Below are 15,455 nucleotides of genomic sequence, written 5' to 3'. Positions count from 1 at the left end.
GCGCGGAACATTAAGCACCAACCGGACACTTAATGCACGTTGGAATCTTGCACAAGTAGCATCGTCGCCACTGCAATGCGAGCCCGAGACCGGGCTCGGTTAGGTAGGATGGAGGGGTCGGGAACCGACGTAAACCCCCGTGATTCGCTCATTTCCAGCCCGAAACATGTGGAGCCTTTAGTGCTTTTTGTCCTGTGTGCACACTTCGTTGTTGCCATTTTTGCGCCCATTTTATTCTCTAAATGGGGCCGTTCGGCGTTTTATATTCTGGCCGCGGTTCCCGGAATCAGCTTTGTTTGGCTTGTGGCGCAATACAACAATGTGTTTTCCGACACGCTTCCCAGTCCGGCCTTAGACATCTCCTGGGTCCCTGTCATGGGCCTGGATCTATCCTTCAAAATGGACCAGTTGTCCTGGATGATGTCCCTGCTGGTTCTCGGCGTTGGCGCGCTGGTGCTGGCCTACTGTGCCAGATACTTCAAGACTGACGATGCCTGGCTTGGCGGCTTTGGTTCCCAGCTGCTCGCTTTCGCTGGCGTCATGTTTGGTCTGGTGACAGCTGACAACCTCATTCTTTTGTTTATCTTTTGGGAACTGACAACTGTCCTTTCCTACCTGCTCATTGGATACGCCCGCACCCGTATCGCGGCCAGGCGAGCAGCCTTGCAGGCACTCATGGTGACCACCTTCGGCGGCCTGGCCATGCTGGTGGGCCTGATCATGGTGGGCGAGAGCGCTGGCACCTACAGCATTTCCGAAGTCCTGGCGAAGGCGCCCGAGCTAATGTCCGCCGTCGGAAGCCCCAAAATGGTGCTGGACATTGGGATTGCCTTGCTGCTGGTTGGCGCGGTCACAAAATCTGCGCTGTTGCCGTTCCACTTCTGGCTGCCCGGTGCTATGGCCGCGCCCACACCGGTGAGCGCATACCTGCACGCAGCAGCCATGGTGAAGGCTGGAATCTACCTCATTGCCCGCTTGGCGCCGGGATTCTCGCAGACCGAATACTGGCAAGTCATCATTGTGGTGCTTGGATTAGGCACCATGATTCTGGGTGGCTGGCGCGCCCTGCGACAGTATGACCTGAAGTTGATTCTGGCCTACGGCACGGTTAGCCAGCTCGGCTTCATCTCCCTGGTGGTGGGGCTGGGCGGGCAGGAAGCCGCCTTGGCGGGCATGGCCATGGTCCTGGCTCACGGGTTGTTCAAAGCCGCCTTGTTCCTGGTGGTGGGCATCATTGACCACCAGAGCGGGACCCGCGATATTCGTGAATTGTCCGGCGTGTTCAAGTCCGCCCCGAAACTGGGCATGGTGGCCCTGATTGGTGCCGCGTCCATGGCCGGGCTTCCGCCGCTGGCCGGATTTGTTGCCAAGGAAGGCATCTTCCAGGCATTCATCGCTTCTGCGATGCATGGACCTGCGGGGCCGGGAGTCGGCTGGACCGTCCTGGTGGGAATGGTTCTTGGTTCTATTTTGACCTTCGCCTACAGTGCGCGGTTCATGTGGGGCGGCTTTGCTACGAAGCCCAAGGGCATGGCAACCGTGTTCAAGCCGGTTGGTTGGACGTTCCTGGCTGCCCCAGCATTTCTGAGCCTGTTGACGTTGGCCTATGGAATCTTTCCTCAGATCGTGGAGGGGTGGATCAAGCCTTACAGCGAGCAATTCCCGGCATATGACCCGCACGGCATGCATCTGCTGCTCTGGCATGGCTTCACGCCTGCACTGGGACTTAGTGCCATTGTGATTGCTGCTGGCATTACTTTGTTCATGCTGCGCCGCAAGATGGAGGCCTTCCAGGCGATGGTGCCGTCGCCGATGGACTTTGAGCGAATCTACAGGCAGGCCATTGTGCTTTTGGATGCCGTCGCCATTTGGGTCACGGGCCGTACCCAGCGTGGTTCGCTGTTCTTCTACCTTGCCGTCATTTTGTCCACGGCCATCGCCTCCGTGTTGGCTGTGCTGTTCTTGACCGAACAGAACTGGAACCACGACGTTTACTTTGTGGATCCCACCTCCCCGTTCCAGATCGTTGCCGGCGCCGTCATTGTTATTGGCGCTGTCGCGGCAGCCAATGCCAGCAAGCGGTTCATGGCAGTACTGATGGTTTCGGTCACCGGGTACGGAATTGCGCTGATCTTTGCCTTGCAAGGTGCTCCTGACCTCGCCTTGACCCAGATGCTCGTGGAAACCATCATTCTCGTGGCCTTTGTGCTGGCTATGCGGTCGCTGCCAGCGCGACTGATGGAACGCAAGCAGGCAGGCAGCCACCGCCTGGCCCGCATGATTCTGGGTATTGTGTTCGGTGCGGTCATGGTGGTTGTAGCCATCATCGCGATGGGTGCACGCATTCACGATCCCGTCAGCCTGGCCATGCCACTCATGGCGTATGAAGGCGGCGGTGGGCTCAACGTGGTCAACGTGACGCTTGTTGACATCCGTGCCTGGGACACGTTCGGTGAAATTTCAGTTCTAGCCATTGCCGCCACAGGTGTGGCCAGCTTGATCTTTGTCAGGGGGCGTGGTCAAAGGCTCCCACGGGCCGTGACGGTGGCCAGTGGAAGTATTGGCAAGCTGAAAACGGTGCCCGGCTTCGGCCCCACCATTGAAATTGCCAAGAAATTCACTGCCTCACCCGGTAATCCATGGCTGGTGGCCGGGCGCACACTGGCACCTGAGCGGCGCTCCATCATCATTGAGGTTGTCACCCGATTGGTGTTCCACAGCATCATCGTGGTCTCCATCTACCTGCTGCTTGCCGGGCACAATGGCACCGGCGGCGGTTTTGCCGGGGGGCTGGTGGCCGGGCTCGCCCTGACCATCCGCTACTTGGCTGGTGGTCGTTTCGAGCTGGCAGAGGCAACGCGCATTTCAGCTGGAACGCTGTTGGGTGTTGGCTTGGCCTTGGCCGCCCTGACCGGAGTAGGGCCGCTGTTCTTCGGTGGCGAGATTTTCCAGAGTGCCATCATCGCCTTTGATGCGCCCATCTTTGGTCATGTGAAATTTGTGACGTCTACCCTCTTCGACATTGGCGTTTATCTTGTGGTGGTGGGTCTGGTTGTTGATGTGCTGCGCAGTCTAGGGTCGGAGATTGACCAACATGAAGAAGGCGGCATGGCAGGTATAGAAATGATTGAGGACGACGAGCCGTTGGAGGTTGCTCGATGAGCGTCAATCTCACGCTGCTCCTGGTCATGGGTGTTCTCTATGCCGTCGGAATCTACTTGTTGTTAGAACGCAGCTTGACGCGGGTTCTGCTCGGCCTGATGTTGTTGGCCAACGCAACGAACCTACTCTTGCTGACGACCGGTGGATATGCCGGATTGGCTCCGATCTTCAACAAAGATATTCCATCAACGGAATATAATGATCCCTTGCCCCAGGCTTTCATCCTGACCTCCATTGTCATTTCCTTCGCCGTGACGGCTTTCATGCTCAGCCTGATCTACAGGTCATGGCTCCTGAGCCACGCGGACCAAATCCAGGTGGATAGGGAGGATATTCGCGTTGCCAAGCAGGACCTGTACGACGACGAGGAAGACTCAGAGATTGCCGTTGAAGTCTCAGATTTCCATGAGAACACCCATCCTGTGGCTAAGCGAGAAACCATTCCAGGTATTGGCTACAGGAAGGTAGCCCAGGTGCCGATCGCCGGCCCAGTCAAACAGGTGGACCCCGAATCCCCCGTGCCGCACGACGATCACGATCAGCCCAACAAGCTAAACAAGACCAACAAGCCCGGAAAGGAGTAGGACATGAACATTGCCAGCTTTGCTCCGCTCGCCGTTGTCCTGCCCTTCCTGGGTGCTGCCGTGGCTTTTGTACTGATCAAAAGGCCCAAGGCTCAGCGCCGAGTCAGCCTAGGTACCATCACGGTTACACTCGGACTTGAAGTCTGGCTACTGGCCAGCGTCTGGACCACGGGCCCCATCGCCGTCCATTTGGGCGGCTGGGCCCCGCCTTTTGGCATCGTCATGGTCGTGGACCAGTTCTCGTCGCTGCTTCTGGTGATTTCTTCGGCAGTTTGCCTTGCCGTCCTCGCCTACGCCACTGGGCAGGGAGCTGCCGACAGCGAAGAAGGCGGCCCTGTATCCGTCTTTCACCCCACGTATCTGATTCTGGTAGCAGGAGTGTCCAACGCCTTCTTGGCCGGTGACTTGTTCAACCTCTACGTTGGTTTTGAAATCCTGCTGACGGCTAGCTATGTTCTGATGACACTGGGCGGCACCGGGTCCAGAATCCGGGCGGGCATCACCTACGTGGTGGTCAGTGTGGTGTCCTCGCTGCTGTTCCTCATTGCCATCGCCATGATTTATGGCGCTACTGGGACTGTCACGCTGGCAGACCTTGCCATCAAGCTCGGTGAGCTGGATTCTGGCACGCAGGGACTTTTGCATGTTCTGCTGCTCGTGGCCTTTGGTATCAAGGCGGCAGTCTTCCCCTTGTCCTTCTGGCTCCCTGACTCCTACCCCACAGCGCCAGCCCCGGTCACAGCGGTGTTTGCCGGATTGCTGACCAAAGTGGGCGTTTACGCCATCATCCGCACAGAGACGCTGCTGTTTCCCTCGGGTCAGTTCAACTCGGTGCTGCTGGTGGTCGCCTTACTGACAATGATTGTGGGGATACTTGGCGCCGTCGCCCAGACGGACATCAAGCGAATGCTGTCCTTCACTTTGGTGAGCCACATCGGGTACATGATCTTCGGCGTCGCGCTTTCATCGGTGCTGGGACTGGCAGCCACCATTTTCTACGTCATCCACCACATCACCATCCAAACCTCACTGTTCATGGTGACGGGTCTGATCGAACGACGCGGCGGAACATCCTCGATTACGCGTTTGGGCGGTTTGGCCAAGCTGTCGCCGATCCTTGCGGTGCTGTATTTCATCCCCGCCATGAACTTGGCCGGCATCCCTCCATTCTCCGGATTCTTGGGAAAGTTGGGGCTCCTGCAGGCTGGTGTGGCCGATGGGTCGCCGCTGGCGTACGCGTTGGTGGTTGGCGGCGTTGTTGCCAGCCTGCTCACACTGCTGGTCATGGCCCGCGTTTGGAACCGTGTGTTCTGGCGCAGTACGGTCGACGCCGAGGATCCTGACCCCGTGCTGTTGGCTACGGCTCCGGATGCCTCAGGTGCACAGAGCATGCGCGCGCTGCGCACGAGCAAGCACGTTGATGCCACCGAGGGGCGGTTCTCCGGCGACAACGAGGTCCCCATTCTGCCCAAGATGATGGTGTACTCCACCATGGGTTTGGTCCTTCTCGGTGTTGCCATGACGGTCTTTGCCGGGCCCCTCTTTGAACTGAGCCAAGAGGCTGCCGCCGGCATGCTGGAACGTACGCCGTACATTGAAGCCGTACTCGGCAGTGGGGCCGGTGCGCCGTGAGTGAATCCACCGTGGACGAGTCCAGCAAGGATGAGTCAAGGCATGATCGGCGCAAACTCAACGTGCTGCAAAAGCTGCCACTGCTTATTTGGTTAGTTGTTATCTGGGGTGCCTTATGGCAGGACTTCAGCCTAGGTAACTTGGCCTTCGGGGCATTGATTGCACTTGCGGTTTCTCACACTTTTTACCTGCCTCCCATTGAACTCAGTGGCCGCTTCAACGTTCCGCGTGCAGTTGTTTTCTTGGGGTGGTTCCTCAAGCAGGTCACAGTTGCTAGCTTCCATGTGTTGCGTTGGGCAATTGTGAAGGGTCCAAAAATTCGCAATGCAGTGATTGCCGTGCCATTGCGGAGTCCGTCGGATTTGCTCATGACTGCCGTGGGCCATGTGCTCTCGCTGATTCCAGGTTCACTGGTGGTTGAGGTGGACAGGGGAGCGGCCACCCTGTATGTCCACGCCATGAATGCTCCAACGCCGGAATCCGTGGAGGAAGTTCGCCGCGGCATCCAGGACATTGAGGCCCGGTTGATCCAGATTATGGGTACCAGGGCGGAACTGTCTGCGCTGAATCGAGAACGGGCAGGTGCACCCATGGTGGCCCATATCGACACGGTGCGGGCTCACATTGGACCGTTCAATAGTGCTGCCGGTGTAGAAAAAGCTGAGAAAGAACAGGGGGGCCAGTGAGCGCTATGGGTGTTGTTGTCATTATTGTTGCCGTGGTGCTCGCGCTGGCCGCTGCCGGAACCATCTACAGGATTGCCGCCGGGCCCTCGCTGCTGGACCGGGTGATTGCGGCCGATGTACTGCTGGCCATCTTTGGCGCCTCGCTGGCCACGGAAATGGCCGTGAACAAACACACCGATAATTTGGCGCTCTTGGTGGTGCTGACGGTGATTGGATTCATTGGATCAGTAACAGTAGCCCGATTCGTGGCACATAAGAGGGACGACGGATGAACACGCTCATTGATGTGCTGACAGCTATCTGCCTTCTGGTGGGCGCCCTGATGAGCCTCGCTGCAGCCATAGGCCTGCTGCGGTTTCCGGACCTCATGAGCCGCATGCATGCCGCCACCAAGCCACAGGTTCTGGGCCTGCTGCTGATGCTGGCGGCCATTGGCCTGCAAATGCGGGCTTGGTCGCTGCTGCCAATCCTCATTGTCGCCTGGATGTTCCAGCTGTTGACCGTGCCGGTTTCGGCCCACATGGTGGGTAGGGCTGGTTACCGCACCAAGCACCGCCGTCCGGAAATGCTGAGTGTCGATGAGCTCGATCAAGTGGTTGCCGCCGTAGCCGAGGACGAGTCCAACCACTAAGCGCAGCGCCGCTGAGGGGCTCCGCTGAACGACCATGTCTGCTGGGGGACCAAGCGCATTGCTGCCGCAGGGAACACGAAAGGCGCCATCCGCCGTCGTGCGTGATGATCAACCATGGTGATCAAATGCGACGGCGAATGACGCCTTGGTGAGGGTGAAGTGCGCCCTTAGATCTCTTCCGGGTGCTTGTTGAAACGCGCAATGGCCTTCTGGGTGGTGCGCCCGGCCAGGGTCTGAATGATGGCCGCAACCACCGAGGAAACCAGCGCAAAGGTCAGGGCCGAACGCAGGCTATTTTCCAGATCCGCGCCGTCCTTTGGTGGCTTGTTGCCCGTGCTCTTCTCCCAGATGGTGTCCACGAGCTTGCTGGCCGCAAAACCGGCTCCCAAGCTGACGCCGGTTCCGAGCAATTTGAAGACGATGTTCATAAATGACTCCTGCGTGTTTGACGGGTCTGTGGCCAAGAAATCCTTATGGTCAGCCTAGCCCTTTCGTCGCGGCAACCCCAGCCGCCCACTCGGTTCCCCGTGGTGTTGTGTAGTTTTCGCGCCACTTTGACGTTTTCGACACAGTTCAAACTATGGCGGAATCGTCAAACGGCATCGGTGGCTGCAGGGGAAGTGTTACCGGGTGCATTGGCCCCCGGCAGCGGGCGGGGGTAAACTGGAGCCGCAATTCAAACACGACAGGGGAGCGTCGTCCCATCCTGGGAATAGACGCTGAGAGTGCGGTTCACCGCAGACCCTCGAACCTGCTCCGGTTAGTACCGGCGAAGGGAGTCGAGTTCTCTTCGGCTGCGCGGAAATACCGCCGCGGCCGCCCCTCCTGAAAAGGAGGAAACATGAGCAAGTCATTCGCGGGCGAAAACGCCCCGCAACAAAGTAGCCCAAGCCCCCAAACCGCACAGGCACGCAAGAGCACGTGGCGCGTGGTGGACATCGTTGTGGTGTCCGTATTGGGTGTTGCCTTGGGTGTCATCTTCTGGCTGTGGTCCGCCGGATACGGCCTGACCAGCGCCATCACCGTTGCCTTCCCGCCCCTGGGTGCGTTGTACGGTGGCGGCTGGTTGATTGCCGGCGTCTTGGGTGGACTCGTTATCCGCAAACCCGGTGCCGCACTGTATTGCGAACTCATTGCTGCCATGGTGGAAGGACTGTTGGGCACGCACTTCGGCTTCACGGTGCTGCTGTCCGGCCTTGTCCAGGGCCTGGGCGCCGAATTGGGATTTGCACTCTTCCGTTACCGAAAATTCAACCTCACGGTGGCCTTGATGTCCGGGGCTTTGGCGGGATTGGCCTTGGGTATCAATGACAGCCTGGTCTGGAACATCGAGTGGGCTACGCAGTGGAAGCTCGTCTACGTGGTCTTGGCCATGATCTCCGGCGCCGTCATTGCCGGCTTGGTCTCCTGGCTGGCTGTGCGTGGTCTGGCCAGAACCGGCGCCTTGGCAAATCTGCCCTCCCGTGGAGCTGCCACCGAACGCGCGGTGTAGCCCGGTGACTATTCAGCGAAGCCGGGGAAGTACCCCGGCGCGGATCAGTGCGAAGGGCTGGGGCTGGCAGCATTCAGGCCGGCACACTCGCGCCGTTCATGATCTGGATTTGGAGATCGCACCGGGGGAGCGGGTTCTTTTACTCGGACCATCCGGTGCGGGCAAGTCCACGTTGCTGCATGCCTTGGCGGGCGTGCTGGGCGACGACGAGGATGCCAACGAATCGGGCCAGTTGCTCATCGACGACCGTCCCGTGGCGGAATCCCGCGGCCGTTCTGGACTCATGCAGCAGGACCCGGACTCTCAGGTAGTGCTCTCGCGCATTGGTGACGACGTGGCTTTTGGTGCGGAAAACCTTTCCGTGCCTCGGGAGGAAATCTGGCGCCGCGTGAGTGCTGCGCTGGAGTCGGTGGGCCTGGACCTGCCACTCGATCATCCGAGTTCCTCGCTCTCGGGAGGCCAGAAGCAGCGCCTTGGCCTCGCCGGAATGCTGGCCATGCGTCCAGGGCTGCTGCTCCTGGATGAACCCACAGCCAATCTGGATCCGGCCGGTGTTGTTGAGGTGCGCGATGCCGTGCGCCGCAGCCTGGATGAATCCGGTGCCACCCTGGTTGTTGTGGAGCACCGGGTATCTGTCTGGCTGGATGTGGTGGATCGGATCGTGGTCCTGGCCCCGGCCCGGCTGGGTGAGCCCGGCGGCGTCCTCTTTGACGGCCCGCCGGCGCAAGTCATGGCGCAGAGCCGCGAGCTGTTGGCGGCGGCCGGGATCTGGGTGCCAGGCTACGTCCCGCACGTGAGGCCCCGGACACTCCTGCCGCACGCCATGATCAACCCGGACGACGCCGGAGCTCACCTTCTGCTTGAAGCGGGAGATCTTGCTGTATCCCGCACCAAGGGACGCAAGCGGCACCCGGTGGTGCCGGCCGCCGTCGTGCCTTCTGTGCAGGTAAAGGCGGGTCAGGCGCTGAGCGTGACCGGCCCCAATGGTGCCGGAAAATCAACGCTGGCACTGACCCTGGCTGGATTGCTGGCACCTGCTGCCGGGCGCCTCACAGCGTTGCCTGAGCTGGCTCGCGGGGCCGGGTCTGCGCCGTTGAAATGGCGGGGGCGTGATTTGATCAGCAGGATCGGTACAGTTTTCCAGGAACCTGAGCACCAGTTTGTGGCCCATAGTGTCCGGGAAGAGCTGCTGTTTGCGCCAAAGATTTTGGGGCACGGTGGTGATTCTGTCGATGAGCTGCTGACTCGGCTTCGGCTGGAGCATTTGGCTGATGCGAACCCGTTCACGCTTTCGGGTGGCGAGAAACGCCGGTTGTCAGTGGCCACGGTGTTGGCTGCGAGCCCGCAGGTGTTGATTCTGGATGAGCCCACATTTGGTCAGGATGCCAATACGTGGGCGGAGCTGGCGTCATTGTTAACCGAGTTGTTGGATGCCGGAACGGCTGTTGTATCGGTGACGCACGACGCCGCCTTCACAGCGGTTCTCGGCGGAAGTCGGCTGGTTCTGGGCGACTCCGGGGAAGGTGCCGTGCCGCTCGCGGCGCAGGAGAAACAGTTGGCACATCCGCAGCCGGCGCAGAAGGCGGTGCATCGATGAGTGTTGACATCATTGCCACACCGCGTTCCACCGCATGGCTGGCGGAAGTCAATCCGCTGGCCAAACTTGGGGCCGGCATGGTGCTCACCCTTGTGTTGTTGATCAGCGTGGACTGGGTTTCGGCAACAGTGGCGCTGGTGCTTGAATGCGCACTGCTGCCGCTGGCCGGTTTGAGTGCAGGAATGCTCTTGAAGCGGGGCTGGCCCATTCTGATAGCAGCCGTTGTGGGCGGTTACAGCACTGCTCTGTTGGCGCCGAAAACAGGTGAGGTCTTGCTGTCACTGGGGCCGGTGGTGTTCACTACCGGATCGACGGAATCGGGTATTGCCATCGCGCTGCGTGGTTTGGCTATTGCCCTGCCCGGAGTCATTGTGCTGGCCTCCACCGATCCCACCGATCTGGCCGATGCACTGGCACAAAAACTGCGGCTGCCGCACCGATTCGTCCTCGGCGCGCTCGCAGCGATGCGGCTTGTGGGCTTGCTGGTGACCGAATGGCAAACCCTCGGTATGGCCCGCCGTGCGCGGGGCGTGGGCGGCGGAAAGGGCTTTTTCCGTGGCATCAAGGCCCAGCTGGGCCAAGCCATGGCGCTGCTGGTGCAAGCCGTGCGGCGTGCCACACGGCTGGCCACCACCATGGAAGCCAAGGGCTTCGGCGTGGGCCCGCGCACTTGGGCTCGTGAGTCCACCTATTCACGGCGTGACCTGTTGGTGGCGAGTGGGGGCTTGGCGATGGCAGGAGCGTCGGTGACTGCCGCCGTCGTGCTTGGCACGTGGAATCCGGTGTTCGGCTAGAAATCCCGGAATTTCTTGGACAGGGCTCCTGTTGAATCGGGTTTTCCTGGTTCGGGGGGTCGTTATTACCATTCGCTGCTGGCAGGCCGGGGGCGAATGGTAATAACGACCCCCCCGAGCCATAAATATCTCTTCGCGCGCCGAGCCTGAAATTGTGACACAACTCATACTTGACACGAGTTAGGTCCGTCTGTCATGATTCCTAACACGCGTTAGGTAGTTGCGAGGAGGCAACATGAGTGATGTATCAAGACGGGCGATGCTGAGTTTGTTGGGCATCGGATCCGTGGGTGCCGTCGGGGCAAGCTGGCCCCGGCTGACCGGAGCGGACATCCCCGGACGGGGATCGGATTCGCTCAACGTTGCCATCCTTGGCAATGCGCAGGATGCGGAGAGCCGGGCCAATCTGGTCAAGGCATTTTCTGCGGCTCATCCCAACATCAAGGTGCGGATTCAGGCGATCCAGGGTGCGGACTGGGGCGATTTTTTTGCCAAGATCCTCACCATGGTTGCCGCCGGAACGTCACCGGATGTGGTGCTGGTGGCTACGGAGGGCGCGCAGCTATTTGCCGAACGCCTTGCTGAACCGCTGGATGCGTATGTGAAGCGGGATCAGTCGGAGGTGCAGGACTACTTCGACGATGTGCACCCTTCCCTGGTTGAAGCGTTCATGTATCAGGGAAGCCTGTTCCAGCTCCCGCTCGATTTCAACAGCGCCAACATGTATATGAACACGGGCGCCTTTGAGAAGGCCGGACTGAGTCGCCCCGGTGACAACTGGACGCACGATGACTTCTACAATTCGCTCACCGCCATGAAAAAAACTGGCGGCAAACAATTTGTTCCGTATTACTGGACCAACCGGCTCTTCGGTGGTGTGGTGCCGTGGCTATATGTCAACGACACGAGTTTCCTGAAGGAAACTCGCAGCACGGGAGGCAACTGGTTTTGGGACAAGTTCTATGCCAACGATCCCACGCGCGGCATGCGTTCTGGCGGCTACCAGTGGCTAGAACCCAACGCCGAAGATCCACGGGTTGCCGAGAGCTTTGAGTTCCTGCGCACGCTCGTGGCCGAAGGCCTGGGCACCAGCCCGGCACAAGGTGGTGGCAATGAGCTGGTCGCCCAGTTCGCCTCTGGCCTTATTGGTACCACGCCGGCTGGCGGTTATTGGGTGCAGGGTCTCCACGAGGCAGGCATGGCAGAAGATGGTTTTGACGTGCAGTTCTTCCCGAAGTGGCGCACGCAGCGGCACCAGTTTGGCGCCGCAGGCTACGCCATCATGAAGACCTCCACCCGCAAGGATGAGGCGTGGGAGTGGATCAAGTTCTGTGCTTCCAAGGAAGCCATGGAGTTGGCCATGCCCAATCCCAACACCACCCCCACCCGCCGCTCCATGGTCAACGAGGCCCTGTATTCCGGCAAGGGCCCGGCCCACTGGCAGGTCTTCTATGACACGCTCGATAAGTTCCCCAGTTCCGGACCCATTCCGGCCCCGCCGCAGCAGGCCGCGGTGGAAAGTGCCCTGATTAAAAATGTTCTTGGTGCCGTCACAGGTTCCGCAGCCAATGTTCGGCCTGCCCTGTCCACGCTGCAGCGTGACCTCGAGCTGGCTCTGAGGAGGGTCTGATGTCCACAACCACCAAAAGTTCTCAGATGCCCACCACGCCCGCCGGCTCGCGTGGTCACCGCCGCAGGGGCTTGGCACAACAGCGTTCCGGCAAGGAGAAGGGCGCCAAAGGCTTGGCAGCACTTTTTCTGGCCCCCACCATCATCGGTATTGCCATCTTTACCCTGATCCCGATCGTGGCATCATTGACGCTGGCGTTTTTCCGCTGGGACATCATCAACGCCCCGGAATTTGTAGGTGTTGATAACTTTGTTGCCATCGGCGCCGACCCCACCGTCAGAACAGCGTTTCTGAACACCATGGGCTTTGTGGTGGTGGCGGTCAGCCTGCAACTGACGGTCTCCATTGGCCTTGCCGTGCTGATTCAGTCAAGGATGCCCAACTGGTTGCGGACGTTCTTCCGCTCGGCGTTCTTCTTCCCGCTGGTTCTTTCAGCCTCCAGTGTTTCCATCATCATGAGCTATTTGTTCAACCAGAACTTTGGCCTGGTCAACAAGGTCATCGGCATGATTGGTATCCCGGCAGTGCCGTGGCTGACCTCGCAGGCCGGTGCCATGATCGTGATCATTCTGGTTTATGTGTGGCAGAACTTTGGCTTCACGTTCCTACTCATCATTGGCGGCTTGAGTTCCATCCCCACCGAGATGTATGAGGCATCCTCCATTGACGGGGCTACGGGGTGGAAGCAGTTCAAAAACATCACGCTGCCTCTGCTGAGCCCCACCCTGTTGGTGGCCAGTGTCATGGCGATCATTTCCGCCCTGCAGATCTTTGACCAGCCGTACGTCATCACCCGCGGCGGCCCCGGCGATTCAACGCGCACCGCCGTCATGGTCATCTATGAAACAGCTTTCAAGCAGCTGGACTTCGGCCGCGCCTTTGCCATCGGCATTGTGCTGACGCTGCTCATCATGCTGGTGACGGCCATCCAATTCCGCCTCTCACGACGCTTCGTGCACTACAACTAGGAGCCGTGCCATGACCACCATTTCCGTGAAAGAAAGCAGTTCCGCACCGGGTCGCATTCCTGCACCCCGCAAGAAAATCCACGTTTCCGGCCGTACCGCCGGACGGGCAGCCATCCTCATCGTGGCAACCTTCCTGACGCTGGGCCCCGTGGTCTGGACCGTCCTGACCTCCATGCGTTCACCGAGCGAATCGCTCGGAGCCGGCGGTTCCATCTTCTCCGGCGGCCTCGATTTTAGCTCTTACACCGATGTGTTCGCGCAAGTGAACATGTGGTTGCTGATCTGGAACTCGGTCCTTGTCACAGGCATCATCGCCGTGGGCCAAATGTTCACGGCGGCCTTGGCCGGCTACGTGTTTGCCCGCATCGACTTCAGGGGCCGCGGCGTGCTGTTCAGCATTGTCCTGGCCACCATGATGGTCCCCATGCAGGTCACCATTGTTCCGGTCTTCATGCTGATCCGCGGCATGGGACTCTCCGATACCCTCATGGCCCTGATCTTGCCGGCCATTCCGACGGCGTTTGGCACCTTCTTGATGCGCCAATTCTTCGTCGGATTGCCGGGCGAGCTGGCCGAAGCCGCCGCGATCGACGGCGCATCCCCCTTGCGCACCTTCCGTTCCGTTTACCTGCCGCTGGCCTGGCCCGGACTCGCGATTGTGGGCATCCTGGCCTTCAACTTCCACTGGAACGAATTCTTCCGGCCCCTGATCATGACCATCAGTGAAGAAAACTTCACCATGCCCCTAGGCCTGGTGTCGCTGCAGGGAAATATGGGCACCGGCTCGGTGTCCACCGTGCTCGCAGGCGTAGTGCTCTCCATGATCCCGGCACTGGTGGTCTTCCTCTTTGGGCAGCGCTATTTGCGCGAAGGCCTGACCGCTGGAATCAACAAGTGACCGAGCAGCAGCAACGTCAAAACCCGCAAAACCTTCATCAACCTCTTCAAGGAGCATCAGCTGTGAGTACTACCGACCCCGTCTTCTCCGATCCCGCGTTTCCCGCACTTCACGGACGCCCGGATCAGGGCTGGATCAACGACCCCAACGGCTGCATTTACGTTGACGGCACCTACCATGTGTTTTTCCAACTCAATCCGGACGCACCCATCCACGGCAACATCCACTGGGGCCACGCCACCTCCACAGATCTGGTCCGGTGGACTCAGCAGCCCATCGCCCTGTACCCCCGAAAGGGTGCCGCGGACGCCGTCGGCGCCTGGTCCGGTGTCATTGCATTGGACGGCGATGTGCCCACGGCTTTCTACACGGGCATTGCTGCGACGGAGCACGAGTCACAGGTCATGACGGCCACCTCGGACCGGGCGCTCATTGGATGGAAGCAGGAACAGCAAGGCATTGCGGGGATGCCGGATGAGGCAAATATTGGCGAGGTCCGCGACCCCTTCCTGTTCACCTTCAACGGCACTCAGTTCGCCATCCAAGGTGCGGGTTACAAGGATGGCACCCCCGTCATTCTGCTCTACCGCTGCCACACCCTGACCGATTGGGAGTACCTGGGTCCGCTCGTCACCGGCGGCTCGGGCATTGCCCAGGAGTGGGCACCGGGCGAGATCTGGGAATGCCCGCAGTTGTTCGAAATCGATGGCCAGTGGGTGCTGATGCTCTCGCTCTGGAACCGCGACGATCACGGATTGGACCGCGTCAGCTACCTGACCGGGGAACTGCGTGAAGGCGGTGCCGGCCTGAAATTCCTACCCACCGGAGGGGGCCTGATCGATGCGGGCCCCGATTTCTACGCCCCGCAGGTGGTGGTCGGCACCGCCGATGAGCCGCGCACACTCATGTGGGGCTGGAGCTGGGAAAAATCAAGGAACGACGCCGACATTCTCGCCTCTGGCTGGGCCGGCGTGCTTACCTATGCGCGCGTGCTTTCCTTTAGTGATGGGCAGTTACGCTCGGAGCCGGTGGCTGAAGTTGACACCCTGCGTAACGGCGTCATTTCTGCCGATACCGGTTCATTCACCGTCCCAAGGTCCACCAGGGCCTTTGACGTCACGGCTGACAGCGCCGTGGAACTGGTGCTGGTTGACGGTGAACAGGAGAGAGTTGTTGCGGCCATCGCGGCCGGACGCATCCTGGTGGACGGCTCACTCGTGGAGGTCTTTGCCGATGGCGGATACGCCCACACAGTGCGGGCGTATCCCACGGAGACTTCACACTTCGAACTCCGGGGTGCAGCTACCGTCCACGGGCTGGCCGTCTAGCCGCACGGCACATCAACTGCACGGCACGCCAACTGTGCGGACACCGTTTGGCG

The 15,455-nt window shown here is 60.0% G+C and carries 14 protein-coding genes and 1 riboswitch; of the genes, 13 read left to right on the top strand and 1 reads right to left on the bottom strand.

The features are described from left to right. Positions 1 to 180 precede the first annotated feature (180 nt). The 6 genes from AS189_RS01800 to mnhG are packed head-to-tail and all read left to right on the top strand — an operon-like array spanning position 181 to position 6,695. Positions 181 to 3,162, top strand: a complete 2,982-nt coding sequence (locus tag AS189_RS01800; RefSeq protein WP_062285914.1) for a Na+/H+ antiporter subunit A — start codon at positions 181 to 183, stop codon at positions 3,160 to 3,162. Beyond that, positions 3,159 to 3,746, top strand: coding sequence for a Na(+)/H(+) antiporter subunit C (locus tag AS189_RS01795; RefSeq protein WP_082633975.1), 588 nt, complete (start codon positions 3,159 to 3,161; stop codon positions 3,744 to 3,746). The genes AS189_RS01800 and AS189_RS01795 overlap by 4 nt, the downstream gene beginning before the upstream one ends. 3 nt (positions 3,747 to 3,749) lie before the next feature. Continuing rightward, positions 3,750 to 5,378: a Na+/H+ antiporter subunit D gene (locus tag AS189_RS01790; RefSeq protein ID WP_062285912.1), complete on the top strand. Its 1,629-nt coding sequence runs from the start codon at positions 3,750 to 3,752 to the stop codon at positions 5,376 to 5,378. Next, positions 5,375 to 6,064 (top strand): Na+/H+ antiporter subunit E, encoded by a 690-nt coding sequence (locus AS189_RS01785; RefSeq protein WP_337589194.1) that lies wholly within the window; start codon positions 5,375 to 5,377, stop codon positions 6,062 to 6,064. The genes AS189_RS01790 and AS189_RS01785 overlap by 4 nt, the downstream gene beginning before the upstream one ends. A 5-nt stretch (positions 6,065 to 6,069) precedes the next feature. Further along, positions 6,070 to 6,336 (top strand): monovalent cation/H+ antiporter complex subunit F, encoded by a 267-nt coding sequence (locus AS189_RS01780; protein WP_062285910.1) that lies wholly within the window; start codon positions 6,070 to 6,072, stop codon positions 6,334 to 6,336. Then, entirely contained in the window at positions 6,333 to 6,695 is a 363-nt protein-coding gene (gene mnhG / locus AS189_RS01775; protein WP_062285908.1) for a monovalent cation/H(+) antiporter subunit G, read from the top strand. Before AS189_RS01780 ends, mnhG begins: the two co-directional genes overlap by 4 nt. Positions 6,696 to 6,862: 167 nt before the next feature. Here the strand turns inward: mnhG and AS189_RS01770 are convergent, their stop codons facing one another. Continuing rightward, the gene (locus AS189_RS01770) at positions 6,863 to 7,123 is read right to left on the bottom strand and encodes a DUF4235 domain-containing protein (protein ID WP_062285906.1); all 261 of its coding nucleotides are present in this window, start codon (positions 7,121 to 7,123) and stop codon (positions 6,863 to 6,865) included. Between the two features lie 249 nt (positions 7,124 to 7,372). Beyond that, positions 7,373 to 7,490: riboswitch (TPP riboswitch) on the top strand. 46 nt (positions 7,491 to 7,536) lie between these two features. Between AS189_RS01770 and AS189_RS01765 the strand changes: the two genes are divergently transcribed. From AS189_RS01765 to AS189_RS01735, 7 genes are all read left to right on the top strand, one after another. After that, the gene (locus tag AS189_RS01765) at positions 7,537 to 8,187 is read left to right on the top strand and encodes an ECF transporter S component (protein WP_062285904.1); all 651 of its coding nucleotides are present in this window, start codon (positions 7,537 to 7,539) and stop codon (positions 8,185 to 8,187) included. Positions 8,188 to 8,191: 4 nt separating this feature from the next. Next, positions 8,192 to 9,784 (top strand): ABC transporter ATP-binding protein, encoded by a 1,593-nt coding sequence (locus AS189_RS01760; RefSeq protein ID WP_082633974.1) that lies wholly within the window; start codon positions 8,192 to 8,194, stop codon positions 9,782 to 9,784. Beyond that, positions 9,781 to 10,578, top strand: a complete 798-nt coding sequence (locus AS189_RS01755; RefSeq protein WP_062285902.1) for an energy-coupling factor transporter transmembrane component T family protein — start codon at positions 9,781 to 9,783, stop codon at positions 10,576 to 10,578. The genes AS189_RS01760 and AS189_RS01755 overlap by 4 nt, the downstream gene beginning before the upstream one ends. Before the next feature lie 235 nt (positions 10,579 to 10,813). Further along, positions 10,814 to 12,208, top strand: coding sequence for an extracellular solute-binding protein (locus tag AS189_RS01750; RefSeq protein WP_082633972.1), 1,395 nt, complete (start codon positions 10,814 to 10,816; stop codon positions 12,206 to 12,208). Continuing rightward, positions 12,208 to 13,176 (top strand): carbohydrate ABC transporter permease, encoded by a 969-nt coding sequence (locus AS189_RS01745; RefSeq protein ID WP_129587119.1) that lies wholly within the window; start codon positions 12,208 to 12,210, stop codon positions 13,174 to 13,176. Before AS189_RS01750 ends, AS189_RS01745 begins: the two co-directional genes overlap by 1 nt. Before the next feature lie 10 nt (positions 13,177 to 13,186). Beyond that, positions 13,187 to 14,074 carry a carbohydrate ABC transporter permease gene (locus tag AS189_RS01740; RefSeq protein WP_062285899.1) on the top strand — a complete coding sequence of 296 codons (888 nt, stop codon included), beginning with the start codon at positions 13,187 to 13,189 and terminating at the stop codon, positions 14,072 to 14,074. A gap of 62 nt (positions 14,075 to 14,136) precedes the next feature. After that, positions 14,137 to 15,402, top strand: a complete 1,266-nt coding sequence (locus AS189_RS01735; RefSeq protein WP_062285898.1) for a glycoside hydrolase family 32 protein — start codon at positions 14,137 to 14,139, stop codon at positions 15,400 to 15,402. Positions 15,403 to 15,455 lie beyond the last annotated feature (53 nt).

The sequence above is a fragment of the Arthrobacter alpinus genome, assembly GCF_001445575.1.
Classification (GTDB): Bacteria; Actinomycetota; Actinomycetes; order Actinomycetales; family Micrococcaceae; genus Specibacter; species Specibacter alpinus_C.
The sequence above is the reverse complement of the archived record's forward strand: the minus strand, read 5'-3'. Positions and strand labels throughout refer to the sequence as shown.